Source organism: Elioraea thermophila (ex Habib et al. 2022) (assembly GCF_003336755.1).
In the GTDB taxonomy this organism is placed as follows: Bacteria; Pseudomonadota; Alphaproteobacteria; order Acetobacterales; family Acetobacteraceae; genus Elioraea; species Elioraea thermophila.
On the sequence record NZ_QMDI01000002.1, the window covers coordinates 671313 to 690835 of the forward strand.

Below are 19523 nucleotides of genomic sequence, written 5' to 3' on the forward strand. Positions count from 1 at the left end.
GCCGCGAGAGCGGCGCGGGCAGACTTGCGCCCCTGCGGCGCGCCACGCACGGTCTCGCCTCGGAAACGCCATGGCCGTCGCACGCCTTTGCACCTTGGTTCTCGTTTGCGTCGCGCTCCTCGCCGCGGCGACGGCTGGGCGCGCCGCGCCGGGCCTCGGCGAGTGGGTGCGCGCCGAACGCGCCGACCTCAGGCTGGTCTCCGCAGTCGACAGTGTGGCGGAACGGCGCGATACCGTGCGTCTCGGCCTTCATGTGCGCCTCGACGAGGGCTGGAAACTCTATTGGCGAAGCCCAGGGACAGCCGGCCTGCCGCCGGAGATCGCCTGGGACGGGTCGGAGAACCTTGCCGCGGCAACCATCCTGTGGCCGGCGCCGAGGCGTTTCACCCTCTTCGGCCTGCAGAGCTTCGGCTACGAGGGCGAGGTCGTGCTGCCGGTCGAGGCCCGGCTCGCCGAGGCCGGGGCGCCGGCGATGTTCCGCGCCGAAGTGTCGTACCTCGTCTGCCGCGAGATCTGCGTCCCCGGCGCGGCCGCGCTCTTCTTGGCGCTGGATCGCGGCGAGGGCGCGCCGTCTGCCGCCGCGCACCTGATCGGTCGCTTCCTCGGCCGCGTTCCCGCCCCGGCAGAGGCGGCGTCGATCGCCTTCGCGGCGGAGATGGGTGCGCGCGGCCTGACCGTGACCGCACGGGCCCCGCTTCCCTTCGCCGCGCCCGACCTGTTCGTCGAAGCGGCCGGTGCGCCCGACCTGCCGGCGCCGACGGTCTCGCTCGCCGAAGGGGGGCGGCTCGCGCGGTTTCACTTCGCGTCCTCCGCACCGCTTGCGGCCGAGACCCTTCGCCTGACCCTGGTCGATGGCGGGCTCGCGGTCGAGGGGGTCGCCACGGTTGCCCGCGGTTCGGCGGGGCTGTGGCCGATCCTGCTCATCGCCCTCGCGGGCGGCCTGATCCTGAACCTGATGCCCTGCGTGCTGCCGGTGCTGGCGATGAAGGTGAGCGGCGTGGCCGCCCTGGCGGGCCGACACCGCACAGTGGTGCGGACGAAGCTCGCGGCCACCGCGGCCGGGGTGGTCGGGGCGATGGTGCTGCTCGGGGCGGCACTCGCCCTCGTGCGCGCCGCCGGGGGCGCCGTGGGCTGGGGCGTGCAGTTCCAGGAGCCCCTGTTCCTCGCCTTCATGGCGGCGGTGACCGCCCTCTTCGCCTACAACCTCTGGGGCCTGTTCTCGGTTCCCGCCCCCGCCTGGGCCGGCGTGGCCGCGGACGCTGCGCCGAAGCGGGGGCTGCTCGGGGACGTCGCCACCGGGGCCTTCGCGACCCTGCTCGCCACGCCGTGTTCCGCTCCCTTCGTCGGCACCGCCGCCGCCTGGGCGCTGTCGCGCGGCCCTGCCGAGATTCTTGCCGTCTTCGCCGCCCTCGGCCTGGGGCTTGCCTCCCCCTGGATCCTGTTCGCCTTCGCCCCCGGCGCCATCGCCTGGCTGCCGCGGCCGGGCGCGTGGATGGTTCGGCTCCGCCTCGTACTCGGCCTTCTCCTTGCCGGCACCTCGGTCTGGCTCGTCTCGGTGCTCGCCGCACAGGTCGGAGCGACAGCCGCCCTGTCCGTCGCGCTCACCCTGATCATCGCCGGGGTCGTCCTCGCACTCGCACGCGGGCGTCGCATCGCGCTCCCGGCCGCCGGGGCGCTTGCCGTCGCCGCCGTCGCCCTGCCGCTGGTGAGCGGGGTGGGGCCGGCGACCCGCGCGGCCTACGCCGACGCCACCGCCTTGCCCTTCGCTCCGGAGGAACTCCCCGAGCGCGCCCGAGCAGGCGAGGTCGTCCTGGTCGACATCACCGCCGACTGGTGCGTCACCTGCCAGGTGAACAAGGCGTTGGTCCTCAACCGCGGCGCGGTCGCCGACCTGCTCAAGCACGAGGTGCGGGTGATGCGCGGCGACTGGACCCGGCCCGACCCGGCGATCGCCGCCTTCCTCGCCGCGCACGGTCGGGTGGGAATCCCGTTCAACGCGGTCTATGGCCCCGGCGCGCCACAAGGCATCGTGCTGCCCGAGTTGCTTTCCGAAAACGCCGTGCTGGAGGCGATCGCCCGGGCGCAGCGCCGCGACACGGTCGCCGACCAGCGCTGACGCGCCGGCACTTTGCCGCTATAGGGCGGCTGATCCGCATCAAGGGGAGACCAGAGACGATGACGATCAAGGTCGGCGACCGCATCCCGTCCGCCAAGCTGATGCACGTCACGGCGGACGGCGCGCGCGAAGTGACGACGGAGGAGATCTTCGGGGGCAAGACGGTGGTGCTGTTCGCCGTCCCCGGCGCCTTCACGCCGACCTGCTCGATCAAGCACCTGCCGGGCTTCCTCGAGCATCTCGATGCGTTGAAGGCGAAGGGCGTGGATACGGTCGCCTGCATGGCGGTGAACGATCAGTTCGTGATGGAGGCGTGGGCGAAGAGCCAGAACGCCATCGACAAGATCATGTTCCTCGCCGACGGGTCGGGGCTGTTCACCAAGGCCTTGGGGCTCGAGTTCGACCTCACCGCGCGCGGGCTCGGCATCCGCGCGCAACGCTTCGCGATGATCGTCAAGGACGGCGTGGTGACCTATCTCGGCGTCGAGGAGCCGGGCGGCTTCGAGGTATCCAAGGCCGAGGCCGTGCTGGCCGCTCTCTGACCCGGCGCGCCGGAGCGTCCGCAAGCGAACGGAGAGGGGCGGGAGGCTAACCGGTCAGCCCGCCGACCTCTCGCGCGACGCGAGCAGGGCTTCGCGCGCCGCCGTCGCGAGCCGATCGGCGCGCTCGTTCATTTCGTCTCCGGCATGCCCGCGCACCCAACGCCACTCCACCTCGTGACGGGCGGCCGCGGCGAGCAGGCGCTCCCAGAGATCGCGGTTCGCCACCGGGTCCTTCGCCGCGTTTCGCCAGCCGCGCCGCACCCAGCCCTCGAGCCAGCGGGTGACGCCGTTGCGCAGATACTCGCTGTCGGTGTGGATGATCATGCGGGCGGGGCGCTTCGGCGCCTCCAGCGCGGCGATGGCGGCGGTGAGCTCCATCCGGTTGTTGGTGGTCTCCGCTTCCGCGCCCGAGAGCTCCTTCTCGTGATCGCGCCAGCGCAGGATCGCCGCCCAGCCGCCGGGGCCGGGGTTCGGCCTGCAGCCGCCGTCCGTCCACGCCTCGATCAGGGGCTTCTCACGCGCCGCGGCCATAGTCCGCCGCCGTTTTCACACCGCGATGGAAGCGGAGTTTGCGCAGGTATTCGAGCGGATCCTTCGGGGTGACGAAGGCGCCGGGCGGGTGGTTCAGCCAGTCGTGCAGGCGGGTGAGCAGGAAGCGCATCGCCGCGCCCGCGCACAGCACGGGGAGAGCCTCGGCCTCTTCGCGCGACAGCGGCCGTTTCGCCTCGTAGGCGGCGATCATCCCCGCCCCCTTGGTCAGGTTGAACGAGCCGTCCGGCTCGAAGCACCAGGCGTTGAGACAGACCGCGAGGTCGTAGGCGAGGAGGTCGGTGCAGGCGAAATAGAAGTCGATCAGCCCCGACACGGCATCGCCCAGGAAGAACACGTTGTCGGGGAAGAGATCGGCGTGGATCTGCCCGCGCGGCAGCCCCGTCGGCCAGGCGGCAATGATGGCCTCGAGCGAGTCGACGAGCTCTTCGCCGAGCCCCGGCCGGACCTCGTCGGCCCGGCCGAGCGAGGCCGCGAGCAGCGGCGGCCAGCCGCCGGGCCCGAGCGCATTCTTCCGCTCGAGCCCGAAGCCCGCGCCCGCCTCGTGCAGTTCGGCGAGTGCTGCACCGACGGCGGCGCAGTGTTCGTTGCGGATCCGTCTCGGCCACACCCCGGGCAGGAAGGTGACGATGGCGGCGGGGCGGGCGCAGAGCTCGCCCCAAAGCCTCCCCTCGCGATCCCGCACCGGCAGCGGGCAGCGTACGCCGCGCGCGGCGAGGTGCTGCATCAGGCCGAGGAAGTAGGGCAGGTCCCGCGCATCGACCCGCTTCTCGTACAGGGTGAGGATGAACTGGCCGCGCTCGGTGGCGAGCAGGAAGTTCGAGTTCTCCACCCCCTCCGCGATGCCCTTGAAGGAGACGAGCCCGCCCAAGTCGTAACGCTCGAGGAACAGGCTGAGCGCCTCGTCCGAAACCTCCGTGTAGACCGCCATTCGGAAACCGCGTCAGACGGCAAGCGCGGCCGGCAGGCGGAAGGTGACGTCCTCCTCGGCGACCACGACCTCCTCGAGGCTGACCGCGAAGCGCTCGCGCAAGGCGGCGATCACCTCCTCGACCAGCACCTCGGGGGCGGAGGCACCGGCGGTGAGGCCGAGGGTGGCGACGCCATCAAGGGGAACCGCGGCGAGGTCGGCCGCGCGCTGGATCAGTCGTGCGGCCGGTGCCCCGGTCTTCAGCGCGACCTCGACCAGACGCTGCGAATTCGATGAGTTCGGCGCGCCGATCACCAGCACCAGGTCGGCGCGCGGCGCGACTGCCTTCACCGCCGCTTGGCGATTGGTCGTCGCGTAGCAGATGTCCTCGCGGCGGGGGCCTTCGATGTCGGGGAAGCGTTCGCGCAGGACGGCGATGATCTCCGCCGTGTCATCGACCGAGAGTGTCGTTTGGGTGATGTAGGCGAGCGCCTCGGCCTCCGGCGGCGGCGCCACGCGGCGGGCGTCCGCGACGTCCTCCACCAGCGTCACCGCGCCGGGCGGGAGCTGGCCCATCGTGCCCACCACCTCCGGATGGCCGGCATGGCCGATGAGGAACAAGTGGCGGCGCTTGGCGAAATGCTTCTCCGCCTCGCGGTGCACCTTGGTCACCAGCGGGCAGGTCGCGTCCACCTGCACCATGCCGCGCGCGCGCGCCGCCTCGGGCACGGATTTCGGCACGCCGTGCGCGCTGAACACCACCGGCGCGCCGGCCCGCACGTCCTCCTCCGGGATCTCGTCCAGTTCCTCGACGAACACCGCTCCCTTGGCGGCGAGGCTTTCAACCACGAACCGATTGTGCACGATCTCGTGCCGCACATAGACGGGCGGCCCGTGCCGACGAAGCAGCTCCTCGACGATCTTGATCGCGCGATCCACCCCCGCGCAGAACCCCCTCGGCCCGGCGAGCAGGACGGTGAGCGGGGGCTTGGCGTCGGTCATCGGTCGCGGCCCGGTTGCGGGGTTGCACCTCGGCCCCCATAGTGCCTGCGAACGCGGCCGGGGCAAGCGGCATCGTCGCCCCGGGCGAAAGGACGACGCAGGACACAAGGCGAAGAGTGATGAGCGAGAGCGTGCGGGAGGCCCTGCCGAAGGTGGCGCAGGCCGCGCCCTATCCCGTGGAGGTGAAGGCCGGCGAGAAGTATTGGTGGTGCTCCTGCGGGCTCTCCGCCACCCAGCCCTTCTGCGACGGCGCGCACAAGGGAACGGGGCTCAAATCGCTGATGTGGAAAGCCGAGAAGGACGAGACGGTCTGGCTCTGCGGTTGCAAGAAGACGAAGACGCCGCCCTTCTGCGACGGCAGCCACAACGAGCTCCTCGCCGGCGACCGCTGACATGCCCCGCCCTCTCGTCTGGCTTGCCGTCGCCCTCGCCGTGGGCGGTTGCGGGATGTTCGGCGGCGGTGGTGCCCAGACGGAGGCCCGGCGGCTCGACTGCCCCGAGATCGGCGGCACCGCCGAGACCTCCGATCTGCGACGCTATCGCGGCGCCGGTCGCGATCTCACCGACCTCGTGGTCGAGGCCAAGCTCACCGCGGTGACGGGGCGCTGCGAGCCGCTGGAGCGCCGCCGCGAAGGCGTGCGGGTGGCGCTGGCACCGACCATCGACGTGATGCGCGGCCCCGCGGCACCCGGGCGAACCCTGACGGTGCCCTACTTCGTGGCCGTCGCCGACCCCTCGGGCCGCATTCCGGCCAAGCAGGTGTTCGAGATCCCCGTCGAGTTCCCCGCCAACCGCTCCCGGCTCCGCCTGAGCGGCGAGGAGGTCACGGTCGATTTGCCGCTGAGGCCCGGTGAACGGGCCTCCGACTACACCGTGCTCGTCGGCTTCCAGCTGAACGAAGAGGAACTCGCCACCAACCGCAGGCTGATCGCCGCCCGCCCGCGCTGAGCGCCCTGCCCGCTCGGCTCGAGACGAGGTGTTGCCCGACCGCAAGACAGCAGACGATCCCAACCGCCCATGCGCATCGACCTCCGCTTCGGTGGCATCTCCGGCGCCGCCCAGGCCGATCTCCGGCAGACGGTCGCCGAACTCGCCGAGCGTCGGCTGAAGCCCGCCATCGCGGGGTTCGGCGAGGAGCGGATCGCCCTCGCCGGCCGGCTGGAACGGAGCCGCCGACGCGAAGCCTACCGCGTGGCCCTGAGGCTTCGCCTTCCCGGCGGCGTGCTGACGGCGGACGAGGAGGGGGACTCGGTGCTGCCCGCCCTGCGCGGGGCCTTCGATGAGCTCGCCCGCCAGGCGGAGCGTCACCTTGCCGCGTTGCGCCGCGAGGGCGACTGGCGTCGGACCGAGCGCCGGGCACGGCTGCGCGCGCTGAAGCACGGCCTGCAGCCGGAGCGGCGGGACGCCCTGGAAAGCCTCTCTGCCCGCATCGCGCGCCATCTGCCTGGCCTCAGGAGCTTCGCCGCCGAGGATCTGGCGGCGATGGCCGAGCGGGGCATCGCGGCCGCCGACCTGATCGAGGCGCGCGAACTGATCGACGAGGTCGTGCTGGACGCGCTCTCTCGCCACGGCGAGGCGCCGGCGGATGACCAGGCGTTCCTCGCCTGGCTTTATCGGCTGCTGGTCGACCGGCTGGACAGCCTGGCCTCCGCGCCCGCCGAGGCCGCCGAAGGCCCGGAGGCGTTGCCGCCCGAACCCGGCGTGGACGAGACGTTCGAGGAGCGTCTGATCGCCGCTCTCGATGCGGCGGAAGCGGCCCCCCCCGCTCCTCCCGGCCTCACCGCCCTGCCCACCGCCTGGCGGCGGGCTTGGCGACTCGTCCGCTTGGTCGGGCTGTCGCCGCAGCAGGCGGCCAGCGTGCTGCGCGTCGAGGCGTCGGAGGTGGAAACCTACCTTGCTGCCGCCACCCCCGTGCTCGGCGCCCATGCAGCAGAACGCGGCACGTCGCCGATCCGGAGTTGAACCGCAGCCGGGAGTCGGGCACAACGGCGGGGTCCGGACCACCCGGGCGGAAGAGAGCGCGGGCTCGCCCGCGCCGCCGAAGGCGCAACCGGCCCCCGGAAACGCTCAGGCACCAGGGACCGCCCAGGGATCGGACCTCTGGAAAGCCGGCGGCTGCCGGCAGGCGCTGCAAGAGGGCTCACGAGAAGCCTGCCCAGCGCAACCGGCGGCCGACGCACCGACGGAGTAAGCGGGCCTCGAGGGGTCCGCGAATCTCTCAGGTCACGGGACAGAGGGGGGCCAGCGAGTCGCGGGCATGGGGCCTGCGGCGCGAGGGCCTTGCGGAGCGCCTGTGACCGAGACGTTGCTCGCCACCCCGCTCGAGTCGCTGCACCGCCGTCTCGGCGCGCGCCTCGTCCCCTTCGCAGGCTACGCGATGCCGGTGCAGTACCCGGCGGGCATCCTCGCCGAGCACGCGCACTGTCGCGCCAAGGCCGCGTTGTTCGACGTCTCGCACATGGGCCAGGTCTTGGTCGAGGGGCCCGGCGCAGCCGAGGCGCTGGAGCGCGCCACCCCGGCCGACCTCGTCGCGCTGCCTCCCGGCCGGCAGCGCTATGCCCTGCTGACGACCGATTCGGGCGGCGTCCTCGATGACGCGATGATCGCCCGCCTGGCTGACGATCGGTTCTTCCTCGTGCTGAACGCGGCGCGCAAGGCGGTCGATCTCGGTCGTCTGCGCACGCTCCTGCCGCACGCGATCACCGTCACACCGCTCGAGGACCGCGCGCTGATCGCGCTGCAGGGACCTGCGGCCGAGGCCGTGCTCGCCCGCGCCGGCGCCCAAGCGGCCGTTGCGCTGCCCTTCCTCGGCGTGGCGGAGACGACGGTGGCGGGCGTCTCCGCCCTCGTCTCGCGCTCCGGCTACACCGGCGAGGACGGGTTCGAGATCAGCGTCGCGGCCGAGGACGCGATCCGGCTCGCCGAAATCCTGCTTGCGGATGCGGACGTCGCCCCGGCGGGCCTGGGCGCGCGCGACAGCCTTCGACTCGAGGCCGGATTGTGCCTCTATGGCAACGACATCGACGAGACCACCTCGCCGGTGGAAGCGGGCCTCGTCTGGACCATCGGCAAGCGCCGCCGTCTCGCCTGGGACTTTCCCGGGGCGGAGCGGATCAGGCGCGAACTCGACGAGGGGCCCGCGCGGTTGCGCGTCGGCATCGTGCCCGAGGGACGCCAGCCGGCGCGATCCGGCACCGAGGTGGTCGGCCCCGACGGCACGCCGATCGGGATCCTCACCTCGGGCACCTTCGGCCCCTCCTTCGGTGGCCCAGTCGCCATGGGCTACGTAGCAACCGCTTTTGCCCGCGACGGCACCCCCGTCGAGCTCTCGTTGCGGGGCCGGCTCGTTCCCGCCCGCATCCATCCCCTGCCCTTCGTCCCCCACCGTTACAAACGCAGCAACCGGACCGGCTGAGCCATGAGCGAGATGAAGTTCACCAAGGACCATGAGTGGATCAGGCTCGATGGCGACGTCGCCACCGTCGGCATCACCGACCATGCGCAGACGGCGCTCGGCGACGTCGTCTTCGTCGAGCTGCCCGAGGTCGGCCGCATGGTTGCGGCGGGCGAAGCCTGCGCGGTGGTGGAGAGCGTGAAGGCCGCCTCCGACATCTACGCCCCCATCTCCGGCAAGGTGGTGGAAGTGAACCACGCCCTCTCGGACAACCCGGGCCTGGTCAACGCCTCACCACTGGAGGAGGGCTGGTTCTTCCGCCTCGAACCTTCGGATGCGGCGGAACTGGAGGCTTTGATGGACGAGACCGCCTACGCCGCCTACCTGGAGACCCTGTGAGATGAACGCACTCGAGGACTTCCGCGACCTTTGCGCTGCCGGTTCGTTCGCCTCACGCCACATCGGGCCCGATGAGGGCGAGATCGCGGCCATGCTCGCCGAACTGGGCTTGCCGAGCCTGGAGGCACTGATCGAGCGCGCCGTGCCGCGCGCCATCCGGGCGGAACTCGGCGAGGGGCTGCCGGAGCCCGCGGACGAGGCGGGCGTGCTTGCCGATCTCGCCGCACTCGCCGCGCAGAATCGGCCCGATATCAAGAGCCTGATCGGACTCGGCTACCACGGCACGCACACGCCACCCGTCATCCTGCGCAACGTGCTCGAGAACCCCGGTTGGTACACGGCCTACACGCCGTACCAGGCGGAGATCGCGCAAGGCCGTCTGGAGGCCCTGCTCAACTTCCAGACCATGGTGACGGAACTGACGGCGATGGACATCGCCAACGCCTCGCTGCTCGACGAGGCGACGGCGGCGGCGGAGGCGATGGCGCTCGCGCTTGCCGCGCACCGCGGACAGAAGCGCGTGGCTCCCTCGACCGTGCTCGCCGTCGCCTCCGACCTCCATCCGCAGACCCGCGCCGTGCTCGCCACGCGGGCCCGCCCGCTCGGCATCACGGTGGTCGAGGTCACGGCAGGTGACGTGGCGGCGATCGAGCGTGCCGCGCCGTTCGCGGTCGTGCTGCAGTATCCCGGCACGACGGGGGCGATCCGCGATCTCGCCCCCGAAATCGCCGCTGCGCACCGCGCTGGCGCGCTCGCTGTCGTCGCCGCCGACCTGCTGTCGCTTGCCCTGCTCAAGCCACCGGGCGAGATGGGCGCCGACGTGGTGGTGGGTTCGGCGCAGCGCTTCGGCGTGCCGTTCGGCTATGGCGGGCCGCACGCCGCCTTCTTCGCCACGCGCGATGCGCACAAGCGGCTGATGCCGGGCCGCCTCGTCGGGGTAAGCCAGGATGCCGCCGGCCGGCCGGCCCTGCGCCTCGCCCTGCAGACGCGCGAACAGCACATCCGGCGCGAGAAGGCGACCTCCAACATCTGCACCGCCCAGGTGCTGCTCGCGGTGATCGCGGCGATGTACGCCGTCTGGCACGGGCCGGAGGGGCTCGCGCGCATCGCGCGCCGCTGCAACCTCGCCGCCCGCCTGCTCGGCGAGGCGGCACGGCGCGCGGGCTTCGCTCTGCGCCATCCGCATTTCTTCGACACCATCGCGATCGAGGCGGGCCCGAAGGCGGACGCGCTGGTGGCCGAGGCGCTCGCGCGCGGGTTCAACCTGCGCCGCATCGACGCCACGGGGGTCGCCATCGCGCTCGACGAGACGGTGACCGAGGCCGAGCTCGCGCGGCTTGCCGAGGCGATCGGCGCGGCGGCGGGTCGGTCGATGAAACTGGCCGCAGCTGACGACAGCATCCCCCCCGCCCTCCTCCGCTCCTCGCCCTTCCTGCGCCAGCACGTGTTCAACGCGTATCGTTCCGAACACGAGATGCTGCGCTATCTCAAGCGGCTCGAGGACAAGGACGTCGCGCTGAATCGCTCGATGATCCCGCTCGGCTCCTGCACGATGAAACTGAACGCGACGGCCGAGATGATCCCCATCACCTGGCCGGGCTTCGCCAACATCCATCCCTTCGCGCCGGCCGACCAGGCGGTGGGCTATCGCACGCTCATCAAGCGGCTCGAGACTTGGCTCGCCGCGATCACGGGGTTTGCCGCCGTCAGCCTGCAGCCGAACGCGGGCAGCGCGGGCGAGTACGCCGGCCTGCTCGCCATCCGCGCCTGGCACGAGAGCCGGGGCGAGGGCCATCGCGACATCTGCCTGATCCCGACCTCGGCGCACGGGACGAACCCTGCCTCCGCCGTGATGGCGGGGATGCGCGTCGTTCCCGTTGGGTGCGATCGGGACGGCAATGTCGATGTGGCGGATCTGCGCGCGAAGGTCGACGCGCATCGCGACCGGCTCGCCTGCCTGATGATCACCTACCCCTCCACGCACGGCGTGTTCGAGGAGGCGGTGCGGGAGATCTGCGCCATCGTGCACGCGGCGGGCGGACAAGTGTACATGGACGGTGCGAACATGAACGCACAGGTGGGCCTGACCAGTCCCGCCGCGGTCGGCGCCGATGTCTGCCACCTGAACCTGCACAAGACGTTCTGCATCCCGCACGGCGGCGGCGGCCCTGGAGTCGGTCCGATCGCGGTCGCCTCTCACTTGGCACCGTTCCTCCCCAACCATCCGCTGGTGGCCGAGGCGGGACCGGCGACCGGCCCAGGGCCCGTTGCCGCCGCACCGTGGGGCAGCGCCGGCATCCTGCCCATCTCCTACGCCTACATCGCGCTCATGGGCCGGCGGGGCCTCAAGCGCGCATCCGAGATCGCCATCCTCAACGCCAACTACGTCGCGCACCGGCTGCGCGACGCCTACCCGGTGCTGTACGTCGGCGCAGGCGGGCTGGTGGCGCACGAGTGCATCATCGACTGCCGGCACTTTCAGGCCTCGGCCGGCGTGACGGTGGAGGACATCGCCAAGCGCCTGCAGGACTACGGTTTCCACGCCCCCACCATGTCCTGGCCAGTGGCCGGGACGCTGATGATCGAGCCCACGGAGAGCGAGTCGAAGGCGGAGCTCGATCGCTTCTGCGAGGCGATGCTGGCGATCCGCGCCGAGATCGCCGCGATCGAGAAGGGGCAGTGGCCGCGCGACGACAACCCGCTGAAGAATGCACCGCACACCGCCGACGAAATCGCGGCCGAAACGTGGACGCACCCGTATTCCCGACGCCAGGCGGTGATGCCACTGCCCTGGGTGGCGGCCGCAAAGTACTGGCCCCCCGTGAAGCGGGTCGACAACGTGTTCGGGGATCGCAACCTGCACTGCACCTGTGACAGCGTCGAGGTGTACGCGCGCGCCGCGGAGTGAGGGAGAGGGGCGCCGGTCGCCTGCGTGATTGAGCGAGGGCGTCAGTGCGGCCCAAACGGGTCATGATGCAAGCGTCGTTACGGTTCTCGGGCGTGGTCGTCGCGGCCCCGCCGGCGCGTCCGCCTCCGCGAGACGGGGCCGTCACGTCACCGCGCGATCGGACAGCACCGCGCGTCGCTGCAGAAGGTTTGCGCCACTCGGCCGGGTCGCCCGCCGACCTGCGTGTTTGCGATGTCGGCCCGCGCGATGATTCGAGCCAGACCGATCAGACGAGGGCGTAGGCAGACCGCGCGCCGTCCAGCGGCGCGAAACGGCTGCTGATGCCGAGCACCGTCTCGGCCCCGCCGAGATAGAGCACGCCATCCTTGGCCAGGACCGACGCGACGTTCTCCAGCACCCGCGTCTTGGTCGGCTGGTCGAAGTAGATCAGGACGTTGCGCAGCAGCACGACATCGAAACGGCCGAGCGGCTGAGGCGGCCTGAGCAGGTTCCACTCTCGGAACGAGACCAGCGCGCGGACCTCGTCCTTCACCACCCATTCGCTCCCGTCCTTGCGGAAATATTTCGTCAGCATGGTGATGGGCAGGCCGCGCTGCACCTCGAACTGGGAGAAGCGGCCTGTCTCCGCCCGGCGAAGCACCTCGCGCGAGAGGTCGGTGCCGAGAATTTCGACCCGGCAGCCCGCGAGAGCCGGCGCGATCTCGAGCGCCGTCATCGCGACCGAGAAGGCCTCCTGACCGGTGCTGCAGGCGGCCGACCAGACGCGGATCACGCCGCGTGGACCGCGCGCGGCGGCGAGCTTGGGCAGCACCTGCTGGCGAAGATGTTCGAATGGCTTGCCGTCGCGGAAGAACAGCGTCTCGTTGGTCGTCATCAGCTCGACGACCTCGTCCGCGATCGGGCCGGACAGCGCGGCCTTCACCTTGGCGACGAGCGCACCGAGATCGGCGCAACCCTCCCGACGCATCAGGGGGGCGAGTCTGGTCTCGACCAAATAGGCCTTGTCCGGCGTCAGCACGATGCCGGAGCGGGCGTGCAGGAACTCGGCAAGAGCGCTGAACGACGCGGCGTTCACGACGCCCCTCCCGCGCCGGAAGAGATGCTGAGGATCTTCTGGGCCATGCGGTCGAGCGGCAGCACTGCCGCCGCGAGTGCTGCCTGGGCCACGGCGCCCGGCATGCCCCAGACGACCGAGCTCGCCTCGTCCTGCGCGAGCACGGTGCCGCCGCGGGCGACGATTTCGCGCGCCCCAGCGAGACCGTCGTGGCCCATGCCGGTCAGGACGACGGCCAGAACCCGCCCGCCGTAGACCTCGGCAACGGAGCGGAACATCGGATCCACCGCCGGGCGACAGAAGTTCTCCGGCGGCGCATTCGACAGGGCGATCACCGGCGCGGAGCGATCTCCCTTCACCAGCAGATGCCGATCCCCCGGCGCGAGGTAGATCCTTCCGCGTTCGATGCGTTCTCCGTCGTGCGCCTCCCGGCAGGGAAGCGCACCCAGTTTGGTGATGTGATCGGCCAGAATGGACAGGAAGGCGGGCGGCATGTGCTGGGTGATCACCACCGGCAGCCCAAAGGTTGGACCGAGATCGCGCACGAGGCGGAACAAGGCCTGCGGTCCGCCCGTCGAGGCGCCGATGGCGAGGATTTCCGGCCGCCCGGCCGGTGCCGGAGCCAGGCGCGGCGGCGGCGCGAAGGTCGGCGCCGGCACGGATCGGCCCCTGAGCGACCGTCGCCGCGCGGCGCTCCCCAGCGCCTTCACCTTGTTGAGCAGCTCCCGCCGGAACTCCTCGGCGGAGGCGATGCCGGCGACCGCCGTCGGCTTCGGCACGTAGTCTGCCGCACCGAGTTGCAGGGCGCGCAGCGTCACTTCGGCGCCTCGCGTCGTCAGCGTCGAGGCCATGACGACCTGAACATTGGGATCCGCCTTCAGGAGCTCGGGCAGGGCGGTGAGGCCGTCCATCACCGGCATCTCGATATCGAGCACGATGACGTCCGGGCGGAACCTCGCCTGCGCGGCGATCACTTCGCGGCCATTCGCCGCCGTGCCCACGACCTGGATCGAGGGGTCGGTCTCCAGCAGGCGCACCAGAAGACCGCGGATCACCGCGCTGTCGTCGCAGACGAGAACGCGGCTCCGCGACGTCTCGTGCGACGCCGGAAGGCGCTGTGCGGGGTAAGGTGTCACAGCAGACCGACCTGCTGGAACTTCGATTCGATGATCTCGGCGTCAAACGGCTTCATGATGTATTCGTTGGCACCCCCTTCGATCGCGCGCTGGATCGCGTCCAATTCGCTTTCCGTCGTGCAGAACACGACGCGCGGTTCGCCGAGGCCGAATTCCGAACGGAGTGCATGCAGGAATTCGATGCCGTTCATCACCGGCATGTTCCAATCCAGTAGGATCCCGTCTGGGAGCCGGCTCCGGCAAGCGGCAAGAGCCTCAGCACCGTTCTCCGCCTCATCGACGGCGAAGCCCAGCCCCTCGAGAATCCGTCGGGCCACCTTGCGCACGATCCGACTGTCATCCACCACGAGAACGGTTTTCATGGTCGCCTCTGTCCAAACCTCGCCGGTCAGATCGCGAGGATCGCGGCCACGTCCAGGACGACGACGAGTTGGCCGGACAGGCGGAACACGCCCTTCGACAGGCCGCGCCAGGTCGCATCCAGGGTCGGCGGATTCTCCTCCCGCAGTTCGGGATCGAGGTGCAGAACTTCGCCGACCTGGTCGACCAGCAGGCTGTAGAGCTCGCCTTGGTGTTCGACGACCACGCTCATCGCCCGCCGTGGATCGGCCCGCTCGAGCCCGAGCCGCGTGCGCAGGTCGATCGCGGTGACGATGCGACCACGCAGATTCAGACTGCCCGCGACCTCCCGCGGTGCGAGCGGAATGCGGGTGATCAGCTGGGGCCCGAGCACGTCGCGGACGACGAGGACCGGGATGCCGCAGAGCTGTCCGCCCACCGTCAGGGTGACGAAGACGTCACGCGCCTGATCCGCCCCAGTGCCGCGCGACGGCGTCACACCGGCCGACGTCCCCTGCCTCTCGAGCTCAGCGGTCGCCATGTCAGTTGGCCTCCACAACCTCGCGTGCCGCGAGCGCCTGGCCGATCCCGGCAACCAAGGCGTCGCGATCGAACTTGGCGATATAGTCGGTGAACCCGGCTTCGCGGCCGCGGGCCATGTCGGCTTCGGAGACCCGGCCGGTAAGCGCGATCAGCGGCAGGTCGGACCAGGCCGGTCCGGACCGGATGGCGCGGGCGAACGCGAAGCCGTCGAGCCCGGGCATCTCGATGTCGGAGATGATGGCGTCGAAGACCCGCCCTTGATCGCGCAGCTTCAGCGCCGCCTCGGCCGTGTCGACCGCCGTCACTTCGTAGCCGGCGGCGGTCAGCACGGGCGCCACCATCTGGCGGAAGAAGGCGCTGTCGTCGACGACGAGAAGGCGGGCACGACGGTCGGAGCCGCGGTTTGCGTCGAGGTGAAACCAGTCGTCGAAGGCGCAGCGCAACCAATGCGCGGTGTCGATCACTTCCGTCGCCCGGCCCGCGATCACCGCGCTGCCGACGATGCCCGGCCGATCGCACACGAGCTGCACGTCAATGCGGTCCTCCACCACATCGAGGATCTCATCGACGACGAGCCCGACGCTGCGGCCGCGATCGCTGAACACGAGCACCGGCCGCCGCTCCGCTCCCGCCGTCTCCAGACCGTCGCCGAGGGCGACGAGCGGCATCAGCTGACCGCGGTACTGCACGAGCATGCGGCCACCTGCCCGCTCGATACGGTCGGTTTCGATTTCCTCGAGCCGCGCGACCAGCCCGAGCGGCACCGCCTTCTGCTCGGTGCCACCCGCGCGGAAGAGAAGCAGGGTGGTCTTGCTGCCCTCTTCCGATCCCGCCGCCTGCAGGTCCGTCATCGTCGCGCGCTCGGCCCCGCCGGACGCCGCCAGCCCGACGGCGCGCGCGATGCCGTTCGGATCGAGGATCATGATCACGCTGCCGTCGCCGAGAATGGTGTTGCCGGAGAAGAGCGTGATGTCGCGCAGGATCGGCGCGACGGGCTTGACCACGATCTCCTCGGTATCGAAGACGCGATCGACGATCAGGCCGAAGCTCTGCGTGCCAACCTTCGTGACCACGACGAAGGCTTCCGAGTCGAGGCTCTGCGGCTCGCCCTCCAGATGGAGGAGGGTGGACAGGCGGACGAGCGGCAGCAGCCGATCGCGCAGGCGAAGCACCGGGGTGCGGTCGATCCGCTCGATCCGCGTCTCCGAGGTGCCACCCGCACGCACCAGCTCGACCACGCTGATTTGCGGAATGGCGAAGCGCTCGCCGGCCGCCTCCACGATGAGGGCGGAGACGATGGCGAGCGTGAGCGGGATCTTGATGGTGATCGTCGTGCCGAGGCCCGCGCGGCTGCGCAGGTCGATGGTGCCGCCGATCTTCTCGATGTTGGTCTTCACCACATCCATGCCGACTCCGCGGCCGGAGACGGCCGTGACTTGAGCGGCGGTGGAGAAGCCCGGGCGGAAGATGAACTGCTGGATAGCCTGTTCCGAGAGCCCTGCGATCTCCGCCTCGGTGGCAAGCCCGAGCGCGATCGCCTTCTCGGCGATGCGCTTGGTGTTCAGCCCGCGCCCATCGTCGCTCACCTCGATGATGATGTGACCGCCCTCGTGGTAGGCGTTCAGCGTGATCCGCCCGGTTTCCGGTTTGCCCGCGGCCCTCCGCTCCTCGGGCTTCTCCAGCCCATGGTCGGCCGAGTTGCGCACCATGTGGGTGAGCGGATCCTTGATGAATTCGAGCACCTGACGGTCGAGTTCGGTGTCGGCGCCGAGCATGACGAGCTCGATCTTCTTGCCCGTCTCACGGGCGAGGTCGCGCACGAGCCGGGGCAGCTTGTTCCAGGCGTTGCCGATCGGTTGCATGCGCGTCTTCATCACCCCTTCCTGCAGATCGGAGGTGATGTGCGACAGCCTCTGCAGCGGCACCGCGAAGGGGCTGTTCTCCTGCGTGCGGGCGAGCTGGAGCAGCTGATTCCGCGCCAGCACCAGCTCCGACACCAGCGTCATGAGGTGCTCCAGCACCTCGACCGAAACGCGGATGGTCTGCGCGGCGACGGAAACTTCGGCCGGCGCCGTCGTCTCCGCGCTCGCGGATGATGATCCGGCTGCGGCGGCGACCTCGGCGACGGCCGCGCCGGCTTCATCCGCGGGCTCGCTTGGCGCTGCCGCCGAGGGCTCCTGCCGTGCGGGGGCGATGTCGGAAACCGGCGAAGTCTCCGCCGGCTGCCCGCTGTCCTCGACGCCGCCCGGCAGGCGCCCCTCCATCACGGCGTTCAAATCGGCGATCAGTGCGGAGTCGTCCCCGGCCGGCTCCGACTCGGTCGCCTCAAGCCCGGCGAGAATGACCTTGATGCGGTCGATGGCGGCGAGCACGACCGTGATCGCCGCCGGGGTGGGGGCGAGCGCGCCGTCGCGGAAACGGCCGAGCACGTTCTCCGCCGCATGGGCCACCCGCTCGAGCCTGGTCAGGCCAAGAAAGCCGCACGTGCCTTTGATGGTGTGGACGAGACGGAAAATCTGCGACAGCGTCGCGCCATCGTCCGGCTGGCGCTCCAGCCGGATCAGGGCCGTATCCAATTCAGCCAGGCTCTCGGCCGTTTCGGTCAGGAACTCGGCGAGCAGATCGTCCATCACGCCACTCCGTGCTTCGGCAGCGGGAGAGTGGCGCGAGGAGATCGAAGAAACGGTAAATCATGCCCGCCTCAGCCGGGCGCGGCGGGCCGGAGCAGAAGCAGGGGCAGGCTGCCCCCCAACAGGAGGGACAACGCCACCCCATGCCGGCGGGCGACGAGGGCGAGCATGCACACGGCAAGTCGCCGCGGCTCCACCAGACCGAGCGGATCTTCGCCGGCCGCGACGGCAGCGAGCCCGGGCAGCCAAGCGGCGCCCTCGCCGAGGATGGCGAGTGCGATCTCACCCTGGGTGGTGCCGGCGCAGAGCACGCCGCCCCCGCGCGGCAGGCTTTCCGCCGCCACCAGCAGCGCGTTCAGGAGCACGCGATCGTAGCCCTCGACCGCCCACGGCCCGGGCTCAAGCCGGCCGAAATCGATCGTGACCGCCGGCGGTCCCACCCCCTCCGAGACGAGTTGCACGATCGCCTCAAGGCTCAGCGGCGCGCTCGGCCGGCCCCAGGCAGCGCGCAGCAGGCCGATGCGCGCGCGCAGCCGCTGCACCGCCTCGGCCGCCAAGCTGCTCGCCTCGGCCCGCACCGCCTCATCCTCGGCGGAGAGAAGCTCGACCGCAGCAACCAGGGCTTGCAACGATCCACTGGCGTCATGCGCCATCCGCGACGCCAAGGCCTCGGCCAGCGCGAGGCAGGCGGCTGCCGCTTCGCCGCTCACCGCCGGACGATGGCGCCGGCAGCGCCCTCACTCCGCCACCCGCGCGTCGGCGCGGCATCCGCCCAGGGGTTGCTCATCCGAACCGTTCGTTCCCTCGATCGACCGCCTCGGCGCGACCGCCGGCGGAGCCGGCCGAGGCAGGGGCCGGCGGGACTGGACGATGCGATCGCAGCATTTTCCCGGCCTCGCGGACGCTGTCCAGGGCCGAAGCCGCCGCTGCATTGGACACCGGACACCGCTCCCCCTATCTTCCCGCCAAGAAACACCGCGTTTGGGGGGAGAGGATGCGCGATCCGTTCGGCCGCGAGATCACCTATCTCAGGATCTCCGTCACCGACCGCTGCGATCTGCGCTGCGTCTACTGCATGGCGGAGGAGATGACCTTCCTCCCCAAGGCAGACCTGCTCACCCTGGAGGAGCTCGAGCGTGTGGCGAGCGCCTTCATCCGCCTCGGCGTGCGCAAGATCCGGCTGACGGGGGGCGAGCCTCTCGTCCGGCGCAACGTGATGAGCCTCGTGCGCGCCCTTGGCGCCCGCATCGGACCGGGCGGGCTCGCCGAACTCACCCTCACCACCAACGGCACGCAACTCGCGCGTTATGCGGAGGAGCTGTTTGCCGCCGGCGTGCGACGGATCAATGTCAGCCTCGATACCCTCGACCCCGACCGCTTCGCCGCCATCACGCGCTGGGGCAAGCTCGAGAAGACGCTCGAGGGGATTTTCGCCGCCAAGGCGGCCGGCCTCGCGATCAAGATCAACGCGGTGGCGCTGAAGGGCACGAACGAGGACGAGTTCGACCGCCTGATCGCCTGGTGCGGCGAGCACGGGTTCGACCTCTGCCTGATCGAAACCATGCCGATGGGGGAGATCGACCAGGATCGGACAGACCAGTATCTGCCCCTCTCCCTCGTGCGTGCCCGCCTCGCCCGCACCTGGACCCTGGTGGACACGGACTACCGCACGGGCGGCCCTGCCCGTTACGTCGTGGTGAAGGAGACCGGACGTCGCCTCGGCTTCATCACCCCGATGACGCACAATTTCTGCGAGAGCTGCAATCGCGTCCGTCTCACCTGCACGGGCACGCTGTACATGTGCCTCGGTCAGGACGATGCCGCCGATCTGCGCACGCCGCTGCGGGCCTCGCGCGACGACGCGGTGCTGGAGGCCGCGATCCTGGAGGCGATCGGCCGCAAGCCGCGCGGCCACGACTTCGTCATCGATCGTCGGCGCAACCGACCCGCCGTCGCCCGCCACATGAGCCTCACGGGGGGCTGAGCCCGGCGCGGGCGAAG

Annotated in this window: 18 protein-coding genes and 2 riboswitches; of the genes, 9 read left to right on the forward strand and 9 right to left on the reverse strand. The window is 70.8% G+C overall.

Annotated elements, in window-relative coordinates:
• Positions 1–70 precede the first annotated feature (70 nt).
• Together DWB05_RS05030 and DWB05_RS05035 are read left to right on the forward strand one after the other, a co-directional pair.
• Positions 71–2116, forward strand: coding sequence for a protein-disulfide reductase DsbD family protein (locus DWB05_RS05030; RefSeq protein WP_114375619.1), 2046 nt, complete (start codon positions 71–73; stop codon positions 2114–2116).
• A gap of 59 nt (positions 2117–2175) precedes the next feature.
• Positions 2176–2658 carry a peroxiredoxin gene (locus DWB05_RS05035; protein WP_114375621.1) on the forward strand — a complete coding sequence of 161 codons (483 nt, stop codon included), beginning with the start codon at positions 2176–2178 and terminating at the stop codon, positions 2656–2658.
• Between the two features lie 54 nt (positions 2659–2712).
• Here DWB05_RS05035 and rnhA read toward each other — a convergent pair whose 3' ends face one another.
• From rnhA to ispH, 3 genes are read right to left on the reverse strand one after another with little or no spacing between them, the layout of a single operon-like run.
• On the reverse strand, positions 2713–3189 hold the full coding sequence (gene rnhA / locus DWB05_RS05040; RefSeq protein ID WP_114375623.1) for a ribonuclease HI: 477 nt from the start codon (positions 3187–3189) through the stop codon (positions 2713–2715).
• Complete coding sequence (locus DWB05_RS05045; protein ID WP_114375625.1) at positions 3173–4138, reverse strand: homoserine kinase; 966 nt, start codon at positions 4136–4138, stop codon at positions 3173–3175. Before DWB05_RS05045 ends, rnhA begins: the two co-directional genes overlap by 17 nt.
• Positions 4139–4150: 12 nt before the next feature.
• Entirely contained in the window at positions 4151–5119 is a 969-nt protein-coding gene (gene ispH, locus DWB05_RS05050; RefSeq protein ID WP_114375627.1) for a 4-hydroxy-3-methylbut-2-enyl diphosphate reductase, read from the reverse strand.
• 119 nt (positions 5120–5238) lie between these two features.
• On the opposite strand from ispH, the gene DWB05_RS05055 reads away from it, so the two are divergent.
• The 6 genes from DWB05_RS05055 to gcvP all read left to right on the forward strand — a co-directional run bounded on the left by DWB05_RS05055 (position 5239) and on the right by gcvP (position 11820).
• Positions 5239–5511 (forward strand): CDGSH iron-sulfur domain-containing protein, encoded by a 273-nt coding sequence (locus tag DWB05_RS05055; protein WP_114375630.1) that lies wholly within the window; start codon positions 5239–5241, stop codon positions 5509–5511.
• A gap of 1 nt (position 5512) precedes the next feature.
• A complete protein-coding gene (locus DWB05_RS05060; protein ID WP_114375632.1) occupies positions 5513–6067 on the forward strand; it encodes a hypothetical protein in 555 nt (184 codons plus the stop codon).
• Between the two features lie 69 nt (positions 6068–6136).
• Positions 6137–7081, forward strand: a complete 945-nt coding sequence (locus DWB05_RS05065; protein ID WP_114375634.1) for a hypothetical protein — start codon at positions 6137–6139, stop codon at positions 7079–7081.
• Positions 7082–7118: 37 nt separating this feature from the next.
• Positions 7119–7213, forward strand: a riboswitch (glycine riboswitch).
• 3 nt (positions 7214–7216) lie between these two features.
• Positions 7217–7356, forward strand: a riboswitch (glycine riboswitch).
• A gap of 56 nt (positions 7357–7412) precedes the next feature.
• Positions 7413–8534 carry a glycine cleavage system aminomethyltransferase GcvT gene (gene gcvT, locus DWB05_RS05070; protein WP_232818389.1) on the forward strand — a complete coding sequence of 374 codons (1122 nt, stop codon included), beginning with the start codon at positions 7413–7415 and terminating at the stop codon, positions 8532–8534.
• 3 nt (positions 8535–8537) lie between these two features.
• A complete protein-coding gene (gene gcvH, locus DWB05_RS05075) occupies positions 8538–8912 on the forward strand; it encodes a glycine cleavage system protein GcvH (protein ID WP_114375638.1) in 375 nt (124 codons plus the stop codon).
• A gap of 1 nt (position 8913) precedes the next feature.
• A complete protein-coding gene (gene gcvP, locus DWB05_RS05080) occupies positions 8914–11820 on the forward strand; it encodes an aminomethyl-transferring glycine dehydrogenase (protein WP_114375640.1) in 2907 nt (968 codons plus the stop codon).
• A gap of 265 nt (positions 11821–12085) precedes the next feature.
• Here the strand turns inward: gcvP and DWB05_RS05085 are convergent, their stop codons facing one another.
• From DWB05_RS05085 to DWB05_RS05110, 6 genes are all read right to left on the reverse strand, one after another.
• Positions 12086–12895: a CheR family methyltransferase gene (locus DWB05_RS05085; RefSeq protein WP_114375642.1), complete on the reverse strand. Its 810-nt coding sequence runs from the start codon at positions 12893–12895 to the stop codon at positions 12086–12088.
• Positions 12892–14010, reverse strand: coding sequence for a protein-glutamate methylesterase/protein-glutamine glutaminase (locus tag DWB05_RS05090; RefSeq protein ID WP_114375645.1), 1119 nt, complete (start codon positions 14008–14010; stop codon positions 12892–12894). The genes DWB05_RS05085 and DWB05_RS05090 overlap by 4 nt, the downstream gene beginning before the upstream one ends.
• Positions 14007–14372 carry a response regulator gene (locus DWB05_RS05095; RefSeq protein WP_114375647.1) on the reverse strand — a complete coding sequence of 122 codons (366 nt, stop codon included), beginning with the start codon at positions 14370–14372 and terminating at the stop codon, positions 14007–14009. Before DWB05_RS05095 ends, DWB05_RS05090 begins: the two co-directional genes overlap by 4 nt.
• 26 nt (positions 14373–14398) lie before the next feature.
• Positions 14399–14890 carry a chemotaxis protein CheW gene (locus DWB05_RS05100; RefSeq protein ID WP_114375649.1) on the reverse strand — a complete coding sequence of 164 codons (492 nt, stop codon included), beginning with the start codon at positions 14888–14890 and terminating at the stop codon, positions 14399–14401.
• 1 nt (position 14891) lies between these two features.
• On the reverse strand, positions 14892–17522 hold the full coding sequence (locus tag DWB05_RS05105; RefSeq protein ID WP_114375652.1) for a hybrid sensor histidine kinase/response regulator: 2631 nt from the start codon (positions 17520–17522) through the stop codon (positions 14892–14894).
• A 71-nt stretch (positions 17523–17593) separates the two neighbouring features.
• Positions 17594–18232, reverse strand: a complete 639-nt coding sequence (locus DWB05_RS05110) for a histidine phosphotransferase family protein (protein ID WP_114375654.1) — start codon at positions 18230–18232, stop codon at positions 17594–17596.
• A 284-nt stretch (positions 18233–18516) separates the two neighbouring features.
• Here DWB05_RS05110 and moaA point away from each other — a divergent pair, with 284 nt between their 5' ends.
• Positions 18517–19506 carry a GTP 3',8-cyclase MoaA gene (moaA, locus tag DWB05_RS05115; RefSeq protein WP_114375656.1) on the forward strand — a complete coding sequence of 330 codons (990 nt, stop codon included), beginning with the start codon at positions 18517–18519 and terminating at the stop codon, positions 19504–19506.
• The last annotated feature ends 17 nt before the right edge of the window (positions 19507–19523 follow it).